This window comes from Blastopirellula marina, assembly GCF_002967765.1.
Taxonomy (GTDB): domain Bacteria; phylum Planctomycetota; class Planctomycetia; order Pirellulales; family Pirellulaceae; genus Bremerella; species Bremerella marina_A.
In genome coordinates, this window is record NZ_PUHY01000001.1 from 183,528 (window position 1) to 197,949 (window position 14,422).

Here is a 14,422-nt window from a genome sequence, read left to right on the forward strand (position 1 = left end):
CAAGACCTCCTGGAAGGATTACGATGGTTGCGGAGGTGTAAGCTGAGCAAATCGGACTTCCTGTCCGACTTCGATCCCCAATTCGTTGGCCAGTGTCGATTCGATAATTACACCGTTCGCCTTTGCAACCAATCGGCCACTACCGGCACGAAACGTTGGTTCAATCTTGGCTACGATGTGTCGAGAAGTATCGACGTCAAGTTCGTCGACAATCTGCTCAACAGGAAGGAATCCACTATTCCGAATGACCCTGATCTCGTCTCGGGCACAGTGTAAGACTGGACCTGCCTCGAAGATGTCGACCAATCCTTCATAACGAAAACCTTGTCGTTCGAGTAGTTTCCGAGCAGGTACTGTATTCGCGTGAACTTGTGCAATGGATGCCTGGGCATCGCCGGGCAACAAGTCGATATAAACCGGATGGCGTGGAATGAGCTCTTCAATGAAATCTTTGTTGATCAGACTCAGCATGTCGGCATGAGGAAACTCGATTCCGAAGAAGTGAACGCCCAACGCCTCCCAGAAAGGGCTGTTGCCACGCTCGTCCACGACACCTCGCATTTCGGCGATAACTTCCTGCTCGAACAGTTTTGGCCATTGGGCGATGAACAGGAAACGCGACAATGACAACACTCTGCCGTTTCCACCTCCACGAAATTCGGGATGCAGAAAGAGACTTCCGATCTCCGTCGGGCCATCATGGTTCTTGAGCAGCGTTAAGACCTCGTGCTCGTGCTCGCTTCCCAGGACCGTCGATTTCTGAATTTCCTTCACAACTCGGAAAGCGTAAAACGGCTTGAAACCGCCGACTTTCGACACAATCCCGCAGGTCCCCACAATCTTTTTGGTCGGTAGATCCTCCATGACAAATAGATAGAGTTGTCCCTGCGGATCGGCATCGCTGAGATCCTCAAACGAACGTAAACTTTGTTTTACTCGTTTCTCGAAGACTGTCCGATCCTTCGGTAACGTAGTCAGCCCATATTGAGTCAACTGTGCCAACTCATGAAGCTGATCTAGGTCACGCGGTTCGACCGGACGAATAATCATAAAGCATCCACCATGTTTTGGTTCTAGATCAGTCCTGTATTTCAAGCGAGAGAATCACGTCGTCAATGATGTCGCAGGCCGCATCGATCTCCTGATCGGTAAGCGAAAGAAATGGCGGCAGGAATCGCACGCGTGCCGGATTTTGTCCGGCGACGAAAGCAATGACGCCGGCATCATACAGACGATGTAGAACATTCTTGGCCGCTTCAGCCGATCCATTGAACGGCGTGAACGCAATCATCCCCCCAACGCCCCATGGGCCCGATATCTTATCGGGAGCCTTTTGGTGTAGCTTTTCAAAACGAGTGGCAAAACGCGCATGAATTGCAGCAATTCGCCCCTCTTCGCCATAAAACGCACCCTCTTTCATTTTTCGGAGAATCCACCGCGCTGCAACGATTGCGGTTGTCGAGGATGTGAACGTCTGACTCAACAAACCATGCTTGGGATTCAACTTCTCACCGAACAACGTCGCGCAAACCTGCGTCATCTTGCCAACGGTGACGACATCGGCATAGTCGTCGAGCTCAAGCATCTGAAACGCAAAGGGCTGCAGGGTACGTCCAAACGTTTGAATCTCGTCGAAGAAAATAGGTATGTTGTGCTTTCGCAGAAGTGAACAAAGGGCGACAAAGAACTCGCGTGGCGCTCCGTAGTAGCCTCCTTCCCCTTGTACCAGCTCCATAATAAAGCCGCAGTGCGAGTCTGGAAATCGCTCCACATGTCGTTCAAGCACGCGAAGAGAATGGTGCAAGCTATCGACGTCAGATCGGGCGTCATAGAACGGCACGTAATCGACGGCCATCGTTTGTGGTTGACCAACTCGATTCTTGGGTCGATCAGTAACCTGATTTAAGACCATCGACCGACCGGCGAATGCGTTTTCGAAAGCGAGAACCCTCTGCGAACCTAGGCGATGTTGAAACAAGATCTTCAAGGCGTTCTCGTTCGCCATCGCACCACTGCTAGATAGAAAGCAGTGATCTAGCTTCGCTCCATGATGCTTGGCGAGTGCTACCAGTTCGCGGCTCAATTTCAGCGACTCAACGTTCTGCTGTAGGTTGCCTTGCATCACCGTGTCCGCGAGCACGGCAGGGATTAACTCAGCGACCAACTCTGGATTGGCGTGCCCCATGGCATGCACGCCGATCCCGGTAATCATGTCATACTTGACGCTTCCATCGAGCAGTTCAACGAGAGCACTTCTTCCAGCACCGCTTCCGAGGTAGGGAAAGAAAAGTGAATTGCCACGTAAATTGGCGTATTCGTTTAGCAAATGACGGAGTTCCTCAGTCCGCTGCGGATCGGCCGCTTGGGCACTTAATTGCGAGGCATATTCCGTTACGGCTTGAGTAAGCAGTCGGGTTGCCTCGGCGACGCGGGGATCCGCCAGTAATTGCTCAGCAATCAACTTAGGAGCGTCCACAGTTGTCTCCATTTCGCATAGGGGGTGTTAAATAATTCTACGCTTCTTTCCGCATTTCGGCCTCCCGAATTTCTCGTGCCTTGCGGACCAACGTCAGGAATGTCAGTTGGGCGCGAGGGACAAGGCTGTCGAGCAACATGTACTCTTGGGGCGAGTGAATGTTGCCTCCCTGGACGCCCATTGTGTCGACGTTGGGGACTCCCAATGCTGCCAGCCGATTACCGTCGCACACCCCACCGGTTGATTCCCATTCCAGTTCTAGCCCCACTTCTCGGCCGCAATCTTGCACGGTATTCAGGAGATCGAGATAGGCCTCACTCAACGGTTTCGGCGGCGCGAAGAAGCCACCGTGTAGCACCATCGTAATGCCATCATCCGCCTCCTCGACAATTCGCTCCAGGTCACGAGACAGTTCCGCTTCTAGATCGCCTTCGGGGTAGCGAATATTAAAGCGAACCACCGCCACATCTGGCACCACGTTATTGGGTCCACCACCGTCGATTTTGGCGACGTTAACGGTTGTACCGGGCCAGCGATCATTCAACTCGTGCAGTCGCGATGCAACCTTCGCCGCAGCAACAACCGCATTGCGACCTTTGTAGAACTCTCTACCCGCATGCGCTGCTTGCCCGCGGATTACTATCTCGAAATTGCCCGAGCCCTTCCGTTGTCCGATAAGATGTCCCGTCGGGAGGCAAGGTTCGAACAACAATCCAAAATCTGCGGCCGCCCCGTATTGGGCAAATAGGCTACGCGATCCCAAAGAGCCAATTTCTTCGTCGCTATTTAATATCACCGTCCAACCTAGCTGCCCGTTGCTAGTCGCCTCGACATACTGCTCGAAGGCTTTTAGTGCGTACAACATCACCACCAAGCCCCCCTTCGCATCGGCGACGCCAGGACCATGCAGCGTGTTTCCGTCTAGCTTCAAGGTTTGGAATGTTGAATCGGCGGGATAGACGGTGTCCATGTGAATCGAGAGTACCGCCTGACGCGCCGCATCGGGGCGACGCTGGCCAACCAGGACACCAGCCAAGGGGCAGTCTTCCCTATTTCCCTGGCTGGTTACTTGGGTTTGCAGCGGAACCGCAACATAATCGAGCTGGTCACAGATCGGCTGGAATGCTGCTTGCACCAACTCCGCCATCTGACGTAAACCAGGCAAATTGTGCGTGCCAGTATTGATAGCTGCCCAGTCAACCAATTGAGTCACCATTTCGTCACGCTGATTTGCCAGCCGCAATAGAATTGATTGTGCTTCAGATTCCAGTGACATGGCCAACCTGCCGAAGAGAGTTGAAGGAGATTGTAAGCGCCCCGGTTCATTGTATGCCGTACAATACTAATGGACGTTTTTCGAGTTTACCCTGTCACGTCCCCCCTCCCATTGCAGACAGGAGCGAGCAATGTCGGAAATTCGTGTTCTGGTTGTCGAAGATAACCCACTTCAGGCAGCGCTGATCCAGGAGTTGTTAGCGCAAAGCATTGATACCCGCTTCGAGATCGACACCTATGAAAACCTCGAAACGGCCCTCAATTGTCTCAGCAAAAAGAAGTTCGATGCGGTTCTGCTCGACTTGACACTTCCCGATAGCGAAGGCCTCACCACATTCATCCGTATGCATGAGGCAGCTGCTGGTGTGCCAGTGGTTGTCTTAACGGGCAATGACGACTGGTCCTTAGCCGCAAAAGCAGTTGAGGCCGGGGCCCAGGACTATCTTATCAAAGGCAAGATCGACGGAAATCGACTCGCCCGCGCCTTACGGCTCGCCGTGAAACGCACGCACGCCGAACAACAAGAGTGGAACTCGCCGATGCTGCATCTCGCGCAGCAGCAGTTCCTGAAAGCCGCCCAGATCATGGGGCTCGACGAGAACCTTCGCGAGCGTCTTTTGTTCCCGCAACGAACACTCGTCGTCACGTTACCTTTCCGCCGCGACAACTACACGCAGGTGGAAACCGTGTTCGGTTATCGCGTGCAGCATCTGCTGACGATGGGCCCGACCAAGGGAGGTATTCGCTACCACGAAGATGTCGGCCTGGGCGAAGTGTCCGCGCTGGCGATGTGGATGAGCTGGAAATGTGCTCTGATGCGTTTGCCGTTCGGTGGTGCCAAAGGTGGCGTGCGAATCGATCCCACCGAGCTGACCGGTCACGAACTTCAGCGTCTCACCCGACGTTACACGATGGAAATCATCGAAATGATCGGTCCTGACAAAGATATTCCAGCTCCCGACATGGGAACCGACGAGCGAGTCATGGCCTGGCTGATGGACACTTATAGTCAGCAGATGGGTTACTCGGTTCCAACGATCGTCACGGGAAAACCAGTCTCGCTTGGCGGTTCGCTAGGACGCCGTGAGGCGACAGGTCGTGGCTTGGTCTACATGATTGAAGAAGCCGCCAAAATGCTGGGAATTCCCATTAAGGGTGCCACCGCAGTCGTTCAGGGTTTCGGTAACGTAGGTAGCAACACGGCACGCCTACTCGAAGAGTTGGGTGTGAAGGTCGTTGGTGTGAGCGACGTTTCTACGGGTTTGTACAATCCGAAAGGTTTGTCGGTCACTGATTTACTTCAGTACGCCCAGGATCATCGAGTGCTGAAAGGATATCCTCATGCGGATGAGGTGAGCAATCAGGAGCTACTGGAACTGCCATGCGATATCTTGGCTCCGTGTGCCTTACAGAATCAGATCACCGACCGCAATGCCGAGAAACTCAACTGCAAGTTAGTGGCGGAAGGGGCAAACGGCCCAACCAGTCTGGAAGCGGACGAGATCCTGAAGGAGCGCGGAATCTTCGTGATTCCCGACGTCCTTGGTAATGCTGGAGGTGTGACGGTCTCATACTTCGAGTGGGTCCAAGGAACGCAGAACTACATGTGGACTTTGGACGAGATCAATTCGCGCCTGAAGAAAATCTTGACTGATGCTTTCCAACGGACGGCGGGCCGGTCCGATAGTTTGAATCTCGACTTCCGGACAGCCGCGTTGATCGAAGGGATCGAACGCGTCGCCGAAGCTAAACTAAAACGAGGCTTGTTCCCGTAACCTCGGAAGAGGCTTGTAAATCTAACCGCACGGACGAGTCAGCGCTGGAGCTTCTCGTCCGTGCTCTCGAAGATCTTGTCGGCGCTCTTGGCGACGAACCCCTCAAACATCTTTCCATTCGGAAGCGGGTAACGTCGAGCGAACTCGTAATAACAGCCAGGAACTTTGTGCGGCCCATCGGAAAAAGGTACCTCAACCACCGATGCGACAGTCGATGATTGTTCGAGGAACACCTCCGGCGAACCCTTTATCGCGCCCCCTTCCTGATTCAGTGCAAAGCCACTCGTAATCAGCAGATCATTCAATTCTTGCAGCGAAGAGACGGTCGAGAGTTCATTCACGTAAATCGTGAAATGATTCGCGCAGAAACCATGGGCAGCCATCCACGAGGCATACTCGCTATCTTTCTTAAGCAACTCATAATCAGCAAAGGTTGTCTCCCATACTCGCCCCTCGGTACAGAGCGGACCGTGAAACTCGCCATTGGGGGGCAATTGATCAAGCAATCGATTGATAGCATCCTGGAATGGACTAGAGAATTCGCCCAAAATCAATTCGCTGATAAATATCTTCGGTAGGGTCGGATCTCGATGCTGAAAGTGTTTGGCATACAACTTCTTCTCCTCGAAGTGGTATTCCCCACCTTCAACATATCCCCCTTCTACGAAAGGTTTCGCCAACCGTTCGATACCGATTTGTGGATCTTGGAAGGTGCGGAACGCAATGTGATCGTTCTGAATTCCTTCACCGCGATCGGTTAGCAATTTGACGATCTGGTCCGCTTGAGGGTTGATGCGACGATAAGTATCCCAAAGTTGATTGATCAGCAATTGTATCGACATGACCATGATCTTTCTCAGAAAAGGGGGGGTGGCGATATGGGAATTCTATCGTCCCCCACCAAGCGAGCAATGCATTGTTCCCCAGAGACCTCAGAGGAGTAATGCGTGGGCTCATACGAATTAAGTTCGGCTAGTTCGTCCCTCACGCCCTCTCCGACGCCCCTCATCAATAGCTCTTCAATAACTTTCCATGAAAACGAACCCGCAACGCTGCAAGGGGAAGTTTAAATCACTGCAACCTAATGATTGGCAATAGTTTCCACCCGATAAGAGGCTACCTTTGATGCGACGAGTGAAAGTTTGATATCACGATCCATTAAAAATGGTTGACGTCATGTAATCGATCGGCGAGACTTGGAGTCACCACCCCCTTTCCACTCCTCAATTTCCCACCTCGAGCGAGCTTCGTATGATACGAACACCGAACCGTCGTCAGTTTATTAAGGGCCTCACTCTTGCCACCGCTGCCGTGGCGCTGCCCGCTTCCCAGTATTCCCGAGTGTTAGGCGCCAACGAGAAGTTTCGCATCGGAAGCGTCGGCACCGGTGGTAAGGGGTGGAGCGATCTCAATGGTGTAGCTGCAAGTCCGGAAGTTGATGTCGCGGCTTTGTGTGATATTGACAGCTCCGAAGCCCATCTGGGCCGCGCTGCTGCGAAGTATTCCTCCGCCAAGACCTACGCCGATTGGCGCAAGCTGCTCGACAATCAGGCAGACGTTGACGGCGTGATTGTCTCGACACCTGACTTCATGCACGCTCCGATCTCCCTCGCTGCGATGCAGTTGGGCAAGCATGTTTTCTGCCAAAAGCCGCTTACCCATTCGGTATTCGAGGCCCGGCAGATGCAGCTGGCTGCAAAGAAGTACGATGTGGTCACCCAGATGTGCAATCAAATTCAATCGCACACCGCCTATCGTACCGCCGTCAAGATCGTACACGATGGAATGATTGGCAAAGTTAAGGAGGTTCACTCCTGGCAAGGTGGCACGCCAGGTTGGCCACGCAACATCGAACGGCCAGAGGGCTCTGATCCTGTGCCGGATACCGTTGCGTGGGATTTGTGGCAAGGCGTCGCACCACGCCGTCCGTTCAAAAAGGGAATGTACCATCCGTTCAGCTGGCGAGGCTGGCAAGCTTACGGCACGGGACAACTGGGCGACTTCGGCTGCCATATTCTCGATCCCGTATTCAAGTCGTTACTTTTGACCGCGCCACTTGAATTGGTCGCCGATGCTCCACCTCTCAAGCCTGAAACCTGGACCGACCAGGCAACCGTGCATTACGTCTTCCCCAAGACCAAGTACACCGCCGGTGACACCATCAATGTCACCTGGTATGACGCGGCTGGCGTAAGACCGTCGCGCGAAAACATGACCGATATTCCTGCATCGGTTGATCTGCCGGGTGCTGGTTCAGTTCTGATTGGCGAGAAGGGAACCCTCATCATTCCTCACGTTGCCATGCCCAAGCTCTTTCTCAAGGGTAGTAGCGAAGAAACCAAGGTCGAGCCAATCCCTAGCGTCGATCATTACGTGCAATGGGCAGACGCTAGTCGCGGTGTCGACAAGACGACCTCCCATTTCGATTACGCAGGTCCGTTGACCGAAACCGTGTTGCTGGGCACGGTCGGTATTCGCTTCCCTGGCCAAACTTTGAAATGGGATTCAAAGAAAATGGAAATCCCGAACTTCACGGAGGCACAGCCTTGGCTGACGAAAGATTACGTCAAAGGTTGGGAACCGACCTGGGTGTAGAATTCCAGAGCTTCGATCCCCATCGTTTTCTTCCACTCGGTGAGAAAACTTTGGGGATTCCTTTTTTGATTGTTGAAAGTCTATAGATTTTCACTAAACTCCATAGCATGAGTAAAAATCAATCCGATATTGCCTACGAATTCCTTCGCCAGAAGCTTCTAAATCGCGAGCTTCTTCCCGGTACGAAGGTGCGTTACGGGCCGCTTGGAACCGAGATCGGTATGAGTGCCACGCCGGTCCGCGAGGCCATTGGCCGCTTAGCCAGCGAAGGTCTTGTCGAGCTCGTTCCCCAATCCGGGGCAATCGTCAAACAGCCAACGCGATCGGACGCCTTGGAGGTGTTCGAGCTGAGAGAAGCGATCGAGCCGTTCGCTGTCGCGAAAGCTTCGCAGTTGATTGGCGTGCGGCAATTAAAGGCCATGCAAACGACGATCGACGCAATGCAAGCAATTCTAAACGAGGTGTCGGCGGGTTCGACTACCGGTACCCAGAACGCGACTCCGTTCGATCAGGCTGACCTCAAGTTTCATATCACCATCCTCGAGTCGGTTGACAATCGCCGCATGCTCAAGGCAATCGGCGACTTGCACCTGCTGACAGAAATCATCGGGGCCGCTCGCCATACCTACGATGCAGACATTCTTGAGATGACCATCGAGGATCACATGGCAATCCTAGACGGATTGAAATTGCGCGACGCCGATGCGGCCAGCAAAGCGATGGTGACGCACATTCGAAACAGCCGTCAGATCACCCTTAGTCAGATGTCGAGCCCTATCTTTCCCCTAACCAATTAGCCTCCCCTTCACTCCTTTCAGTTCCCCTTGCGCCGAACACAAATCCATGAAGATTCAAGGCATCATTCCCCCTCTAGTCACCCCGCTCTCTGAACGCGATTCGCTCGACGAAACTGGTCTCGCGCAACTGATCGAGCGGCAACTAACAGGCCGCGTTGACGGACTGTTCGTCCTTGGTACCACCGGGGAAGGCCCGAGTTTGAGCGAGCAACTTCGGCGTGCGATGATATCCGAAACGTCTCGGCTCGTGAATGAACGTGTTCCGATCTACGTGGGGATTACCGATACATCCCTGGTCGATGCGATCCATCTCGCTCAATTTGCACTGGAACATGGCGCTGCTGCGGTCGTCGCCGCTCCGCCTTTTTATTTTCCCGCTGGTCAGACCGAGCTACAGCACTGGTTCTTGGAACTCGCGGAAGCCCTTCCGTTGCCGCTGCTGTTGTATAACATGCCCAGCTGTGTGAACATTTCAATCGAACCGGAAACGCTCGCCGTTCTTATCAAACATCCAAATATCATCGGGCTGAAAGACAGCTCTGGCGATCTGGACTATTTCGCCCAGGCAATTGAAGTTGCGAAGCAGCGGGAAGACTGGCCGGTCCTCATGGGGCCTGAGGCGTTGCTGGTCGAGGCCATGAAATTGGGAGCTGTCGGCGGCGTTACCGGTGGTGCGAATCTATGGCCAGAATTGTTCACGGATCTATTTGCCGCGGCTCGTGAACGCGATCAGGCAGCAATCGACCGATACCAGCCAATCGTCGTTGAGCTGCAAGCGTTGTACGGTTTTGGCAAGTACGGATCTTCCTACTTGAAGGGGCTCAAGTGTGCCATGGAATTGAGCGGGATCTGTTCTGGGCTGTTGGCGGCCCCGTTCGACGTTTTCAAAGCACCCGAGCGAGCACGCGTGGCTGAGTGGCTCACAACATTTTCAGCCTCGCAGACTGACTTTGCGTGCCAAGTACCTCAAGTTTGAGATAGACACATCTAGGATCGGCGGAGCCTAATGTCGACACTCGATTACATCATTATTGTTATTTACATGGCCGGAACCCTGGGACTGGGTTTCTGGTGCATGAAAGATAGCCGCGACGCGGATTCCTTCATGGTCGCGCGTGGCAAGATTGGCGGCTGGATCGTCGGTTTATCGATCTTCGGTACCTACGTCAGCAGCATCAGCTTTCTTGCTCTGCCGGGAAAAGCGGTCGTTGGCGATTGGAACTTCTTCGTCTTTTCGCTTTCGCTTCCCTTTGCAGCCTGGATCGGGGCTAGTTTGTTCGTTCCCTTCTATCGCAAGCTGGGTCAAGTTTCCGCTTACGAACACATGGAAAGCCGCTTTGGAAGCTGGGCACGCATTTATATGTCAGTCTGCTTCATGCTGTTGCAAGTCGCCCGAGTTGGATCGGTCATGTATTTGATCGCACTGGTTATGAACCAACTGCTCGCTTGGGACATGATCACGATCATCGTCATTATCGGCGGCCTGACGACGCTCTACACGTGCATCGGAGGACTTGAGGGGGTGGTTTTGACCGATGCACTACAGTCGCTCGTTCTGATTCTTGGTGCATTATTGAGTGTCATTTGGCTACCCTTCGCTATGCCGGAAGGCCCCGGCCAGATGATGGAGATTGCACTGGAGAACAATAAATTCAGTCTCGGAAGTTGGAACGCGCTCGACTGGACCGACTCGACTGTCTGGGTCGTGATGCTGTACGCCTTGGCCACCAATCTCCAGAACGTCGCCATCAACCAAAGCTATACCCAGCGTTATCTATCTGCGACCACGGAAGCGGAAGCGAAGAAGTCGGTCTGGTTTGGTAGCTTGCTATACGTTCCCGTAAGTGCGGGCTTTTTCTTCATTGGTACGGCGCTATTTTGTTACTACACGGCCCAACCAGGGCTACTACCGGAAGACCTGCATACCGCGTGGCAAGAGGGTAAGGGAGACGAGATCTTCCCCTATTTCATCATGTCGACCCTTCCGACGGGCGTTCGCGGTGTCATGGTCGCCGCAATCTTGGCCGCAGCGATGAGCACCATCAGTAGTAGTCTGAACAGCTCGGCCGCCCTGACGCTGAGCGATATCTTCCAGCGATTGATTCACCCCAATCCTACGGAAACACAATCGATGATGGTCCTTTACGGCAGCACCGTGATTTGGGGAACCGCGGGAACCGTATTGGCGATTGCAATGATCGATGTGAAGAGTGCAATGGACGCTTGGTGGTCAATGTCCGGCGTGATCAGCGGAGGAATGCTGGGACTATTTCTGTTAGGATTTTTTAGTAAACGAGCCGGAACACGTTCCGCGATTGTGGGGGTTGTCGTTGGTATCGTGATCATTGGATGGCTGACGTTTTCGCCGGATCTGGACGCTATTCCTGAATCCCTCAGCAACCCGCTCAATGGCTTGCTGACCATCGTCCTAGGGACCATTGCCATTGTGGTGACGGGGACCCTTTTTTCGTATGTCACGGGTGATCGCGATCGTATCAAACAAGACGAACCGGTCGCAGCGGAAACGACTGCCAGCAACTAACGGGAGAATCGCCTCATGCCACGCTTCATCTCGTCGAATTTGATTGTAAGTTCGATACTGCTCAGCTCGCTGTTATGCTCTCCGACGCTAGTCCAAGCCGACGATCGTCCGAATGTTCTCTTCATTGTGGCAGACGATCTTAATTGTGCGATCAGCCCGTACGATGATCCCATCGCGCAGACACCGAATCTCCAGCGTCTTGCGGAGCGAGGCCTGACCTTTCAGCGCGCCTACTGCCAACAAGCGGTCTGCAATCCCTCACGTTCGTCCTTTCTGACGGGACTGCGTCCTAACACGGTCGCCGTCGACGACCTTCGAAAATCATTTCGCGGTACCGCCCCGAACGGTAAGACCTTGATCACCTTGCCGCAGCACTTCAAGAAACATGGTTACTTTTGCCAGAACATTGGCAAAATGTTCCACAATATGGGCGATACCCAAGATCGTCATAGTTGGTCGATTGACGAAGTGTTGTTTGCTGGAACACATGCGGACGATACCGTATTCGCTAACCAGTATCGGGAAGGACCACCACCTTACAAAGCCCCTGTCGCGGAGGCTCATGACGTCCCTGATACCGCCTATCGCGATGGCCAAATCGCCAATTTGGCAGCGGCCATGTTGCGTGACCATGCGGGAAGCGACCAGCCATTCTTCTTAGCGGTTGGATTTTGGCGACCTCATTTGCCATTTGTCGCTCCCAAGAAGTATTGGGACCTATACGATCCCCAGGCAATTCCTTTGCCCACCAACCCGGTCCCTCCCCAAGACGCTCCCGAGATCGCACTGCACGACTCCCGTGAAATTAAGGGTTACGGAAATACACCGAAGGATCGAGCGTTCACTTCTGAGGAAGTCCGCCACTTTCGTCATGGTTATTACGCAGCAATTAGTTTTCTCGATGCCCAACTCGGAGAAATCCTAGACGCCCTCGAGGCTAGTGGTCAGGCTGATAATACGATTATCGTGTTTACGTCCGATCATGGATTTCACATTGGCGAGCAATCGCTGTGGGGAAAGACGACCAATTTCGAACTCGATGCTCGTGTGCCTCTTATCCTTGTTGACCCTCGGCACCCATCGATTGCGAATCAACAAACCAGTGCTCTCGCCGAACTCGTCGATCTCTATCCGACGCTGGCCAACCTAACCGGAATTGAAGGTGATCTGCCCGACAATCTTGAGGGAGACGATCTTTCTCCAATCCTCGACGACCCGACGTTCACCGTGAAAGAAGCAGCGTTCACGCAGCATCAACATCCATTCTATGGCAGTGCACGAAACTGGAGGGCTTGGGGATACTCGGTTCGAACAACAAGGTGGCGTTTCACCGAATGGCGCGATATTTCCACCGGATCCACCATCGCCGAGGAGCTTTACGACCATCAGGAAGATCCGCTCGAAACGACCAATCTTGCCGATGACTCGCAGCGAGCCGACGTGATTGCGACGCTCAAGAAGACGCTCGCGCAGCAATTCCCACAGGAGAAGAAGTGATGACAAGACTATTCACCATTCTCACTACGATGTTGCTACTCGGCATTGGACTCGACAATGAATGTGTATCCGCTGCACCGCCGAACATCGTGTTCATTCTTGCAGATGACTTAGCTTGGTCCGATCTAGGCTGCTATGGTCACGAGTACCACGAAACTCCCAATCTCGACAAACTCAGTGAACAAGGACTCCGCTTCAACAACGCCTACGCATCGGCGCCAATATGTTCAGCCTCTCGTGCAAGCTTACTGACCGGTAAGACGCCGGCCCGTTTAGGTTTTGAGTTCGTTACGAAAGACTCAGCCATCCATCAGAAGCTGGATGCGGAGGTCCCGCTGTTAACGCCTCGATACACATTAAACCTACCATTAGAAGAGATCACGATCGCCGAACGACTCCGCCAGGTAGGCTACCAGACGGCGTTCTTCGGCAAATGGCATTTGAATCAGCATTACCAGCGCTACCTTGGTTGGAGTCCTACACACGGACCGAAAGCGCAGGGATTCGAGGTCGCGGTTGAAGATTTTGGCAGCCATCCTTACGCCTGGGGCAAGAAGCCCCCCTCAGAAATCGATCAACCCGGCAAATTCGTCGACGACACGATGGTAGGTCGCGTCACAGAGTTCATTAAGCAGAAACATGCGCGTCCTTACTTCGTAATGGCCTCGCACTTTTACGTTCATACACCCGTCAGAACACCTTATCGTTGGCTTCTTGATAAGTACGACGCCAAGATTCCGCCTGACTCACCTGCAAGAGAACGTCGCTTACGTTACGCCGCTTTCGTAGAGACGCTTGATCACTTGGTTGGCCAGATCGTGACAGCCGTCAACGAATCTGACGATCCGCAAGACACGCTAATCCTTTTTACGTCCGACAACGGTGGGCATCCAGAGTATACCGCCAACGGCCCGCTTCGCGGGTCGAAGTGGAATCTTTACGAAGGTGGCGTACGCGTACCGATGATCGTTCGTTGGCCAGATCAGATTGCAAAAGGAACGACAACGGAACTTCCCTGGGTTGGATACGATCTCCATCCATCGCTAGCCAAGTTGGCCGGAGTCACCGCCGAAGGACTCGACGGAATGTGCCTGATTTCTACCCTGAGCGAAAAGACGCTACTGCCCGAACGTTCTTTGTACTGGCACTTTCCGTATTACCACCCAGAGAAAGGTTTTGCGAAAGCTCCCGAAGGGATCGGTGTAAACGACTTCGTTACCAGTCGGACGCGGCCGCAATCTGCGATTCGTCGTGGCCAATACAAGTTGATCCACTTCTACGAAGACAATCACAACGAGTTGTATGACCTAGCGAAAGACCTTTCTGAACAAACTAATCTCATTGATAGTCATCCCAAACTCGCCGCAGAACTGTCTGCTGATCTGCGTAACTATCTTGTCGAAGTCGATGCTCGCCTTCCTCAGGACAAATTATCACACACCACGGACTGATCCCACTGTTCCTC

Annotated in this window: 11 protein-coding genes; 7 read left to right on the forward strand and 4 right to left on the reverse strand. The window is 53.3% G+C overall.

The features are described 5' to 3' along the window. Positions 1 to 18: 18 nt before the first annotated feature. The 3 genes from C5Y83_RS00650 to C5Y83_RS00660 are packed head-to-tail and all read right to left on the reverse strand — an operon-like array spanning position 19 to position 3,752. Positions 19 to 1,050, reverse strand: coding sequence for an arginine N-succinyltransferase (locus C5Y83_RS00650; RefSeq protein WP_105327716.1), 1,032 nt, complete (start codon positions 1,048 to 1,050; stop codon positions 19 to 21). Between the two features lie 28 nt (positions 1,051 to 1,078). Next, on the reverse strand, positions 1,079 to 2,476 hold the full coding sequence (locus C5Y83_RS00655) for an aminotransferase class III-fold pyridoxal phosphate-dependent enzyme (protein ID WP_105327871.1): 1,398 nt from the start codon (positions 2,474 to 2,476) through the stop codon (positions 1,079 to 1,081). Between the two features lie 37 nt (positions 2,477 to 2,513). Beyond that, complete coding sequence (locus C5Y83_RS00660; RefSeq protein ID WP_105327717.1) at positions 2,514 to 3,752, reverse strand: hydrolase; 1,239 nt, start codon at positions 3,750 to 3,752, stop codon at positions 2,514 to 2,516. 130 nt (positions 3,753 to 3,882) lie between these two features. Between C5Y83_RS00660 and C5Y83_RS00665 the strand changes: the two genes are divergently transcribed. After that, complete coding sequence (locus tag C5Y83_RS00665) at positions 3,883 to 5,526, forward strand: Glu/Leu/Phe/Val dehydrogenase dimerization domain-containing protein (protein WP_105327718.1); 1,644 nt, start codon at positions 3,883 to 3,885, stop codon at positions 5,524 to 5,526. Positions 5,527 to 5,564: 38 nt separating this feature from the next. Here the strand turns inward: C5Y83_RS00665 and C5Y83_RS00670 are convergent, their stop codons facing one another. After that, positions 5,565 to 6,368, reverse strand: a complete 804-nt coding sequence (locus C5Y83_RS00670; RefSeq protein WP_105327872.1) for a DUF1338 domain-containing protein — start codon at positions 6,366 to 6,368, stop codon at positions 5,565 to 5,567. A gap of 409 nt (positions 6,369 to 6,777) precedes the next feature. On the opposite strand from C5Y83_RS00670, the gene C5Y83_RS00675 reads away from it, so the two are divergent. The 6 genes from C5Y83_RS00675 (at position 6,778) to C5Y83_RS00700 (ending at position 14,408) form a co-directional block, all read left to right on the forward strand. After that, positions 6,778 to 8,121: a Gfo/Idh/MocA family oxidoreductase gene (locus tag C5Y83_RS00675; RefSeq protein ID WP_105327719.1), complete on the forward strand. Its 1,344-nt coding sequence runs from the start codon at positions 6,778 to 6,780 to the stop codon at positions 8,119 to 8,121. A 107-nt stretch (positions 8,122 to 8,228) separates the two neighbouring features. Then, positions 8,229 to 8,918 carry a GntR family transcriptional regulator gene (locus C5Y83_RS00680; RefSeq protein ID WP_105327720.1) on the forward strand — a complete coding sequence of 230 codons (690 nt, stop codon included), beginning with the start codon at positions 8,229 to 8,231 and terminating at the stop codon, positions 8,916 to 8,918. Between the two features lie 46 nt (positions 8,919 to 8,964). Beyond that, positions 8,965 to 9,894: a dihydrodipicolinate synthase family protein gene (locus tag C5Y83_RS00685; protein ID WP_105327721.1), complete on the forward strand. Its 930-nt coding sequence runs from the start codon at positions 8,965 to 8,967 to the stop codon at positions 9,892 to 9,894. A gap of 30 nt (positions 9,895 to 9,924) precedes the next feature. Beyond that, complete coding sequence (locus tag C5Y83_RS00690; RefSeq protein ID WP_105327722.1) at positions 9,925 to 11,460, forward strand: sodium:solute symporter; 1,536 nt, start codon at positions 9,925 to 9,927, stop codon at positions 11,458 to 11,460. A gap of 15 nt (positions 11,461 to 11,475) precedes the next feature. Beyond that, complete coding sequence (locus C5Y83_RS00695; protein WP_105327723.1) at positions 11,476 to 12,957, forward strand: sulfatase; 1,482 nt, start codon at positions 11,476 to 11,478, stop codon at positions 12,955 to 12,957. After that, positions 12,957 to 14,408 (forward strand): sulfatase, encoded by a 1,452-nt coding sequence (locus C5Y83_RS00700; RefSeq protein WP_105327724.1) that lies wholly within the window; start codon positions 12,957 to 12,959, stop codon positions 14,406 to 14,408. Before C5Y83_RS00695 ends, C5Y83_RS00700 begins: the two co-directional genes overlap by 1 nt. Positions 14,409 to 14,422 lie beyond the last annotated feature (14 nt).

Excerpts from the sequence above, each read along its gene's own strand:
- C5Y83_RS00650 (WP_105327716.1), bottom strand. The coding sequence starts at position 1,050 with ATGATTATTCGTCCGGTCGAACCGCGTGACCTAGATCAGCTTCATGAG.
- C5Y83_RS00660 (WP_105327717.1), bottom strand. The coding sequence starts at position 3,752 with ATGTCACTGGAATCTGAAGCACAATCAATTCTATTGCGGCTGGCAAAT.
- C5Y83_RS00665 (WP_105327718.1), top strand. The coding sequence starts at position 3,883 with ATGTCGGAAATTCGTGTTCTGGTTGTCGAAGATAACCCACTTCAGGCA.
- C5Y83_RS00670 (WP_105327872.1), bottom strand. The coding sequence starts at position 6,368 with ATGTCGATACAATTGCTGATCAATCAACTTTGGGATACTTATCGTCGC.
- C5Y83_RS00675 (WP_105327719.1), top strand. The coding sequence starts at position 6,778 with ATGATACGAACACCGAACCGTCGTCAGTTTATTAAGGGCCTCACTCTT.
- C5Y83_RS00680 (WP_105327720.1), top strand. The coding sequence starts at position 8,229 with ATGAGTAAAAATCAATCCGATATTGCCTACGAATTCCTTCGCCAGAAG.
- C5Y83_RS00685 (WP_105327721.1), top strand. The coding sequence starts at position 8,965 with ATGAAGATTCAAGGCATCATTCCCCCTCTAGTCACCCCGCTCTCTGAA.
- C5Y83_RS00690 (WP_105327722.1), top strand. The coding sequence starts at position 9,925 with ATGTCGACACTCGATTACATCATTATTGTTATTTACATGGCCGGAACC.
- C5Y83_RS00695 (WP_105327723.1), top strand. The coding sequence starts at position 11,476 with ATGCCACGCTTCATCTCGTCGAATTTGATTGTAAGTTCGATACTGCTC.
- C5Y83_RS00700 (WP_105327724.1), top strand. The coding sequence starts at position 12,957 with ATGACAAGACTATTCACCATTCTCACTACGATGTTGCTACTCGGCATT.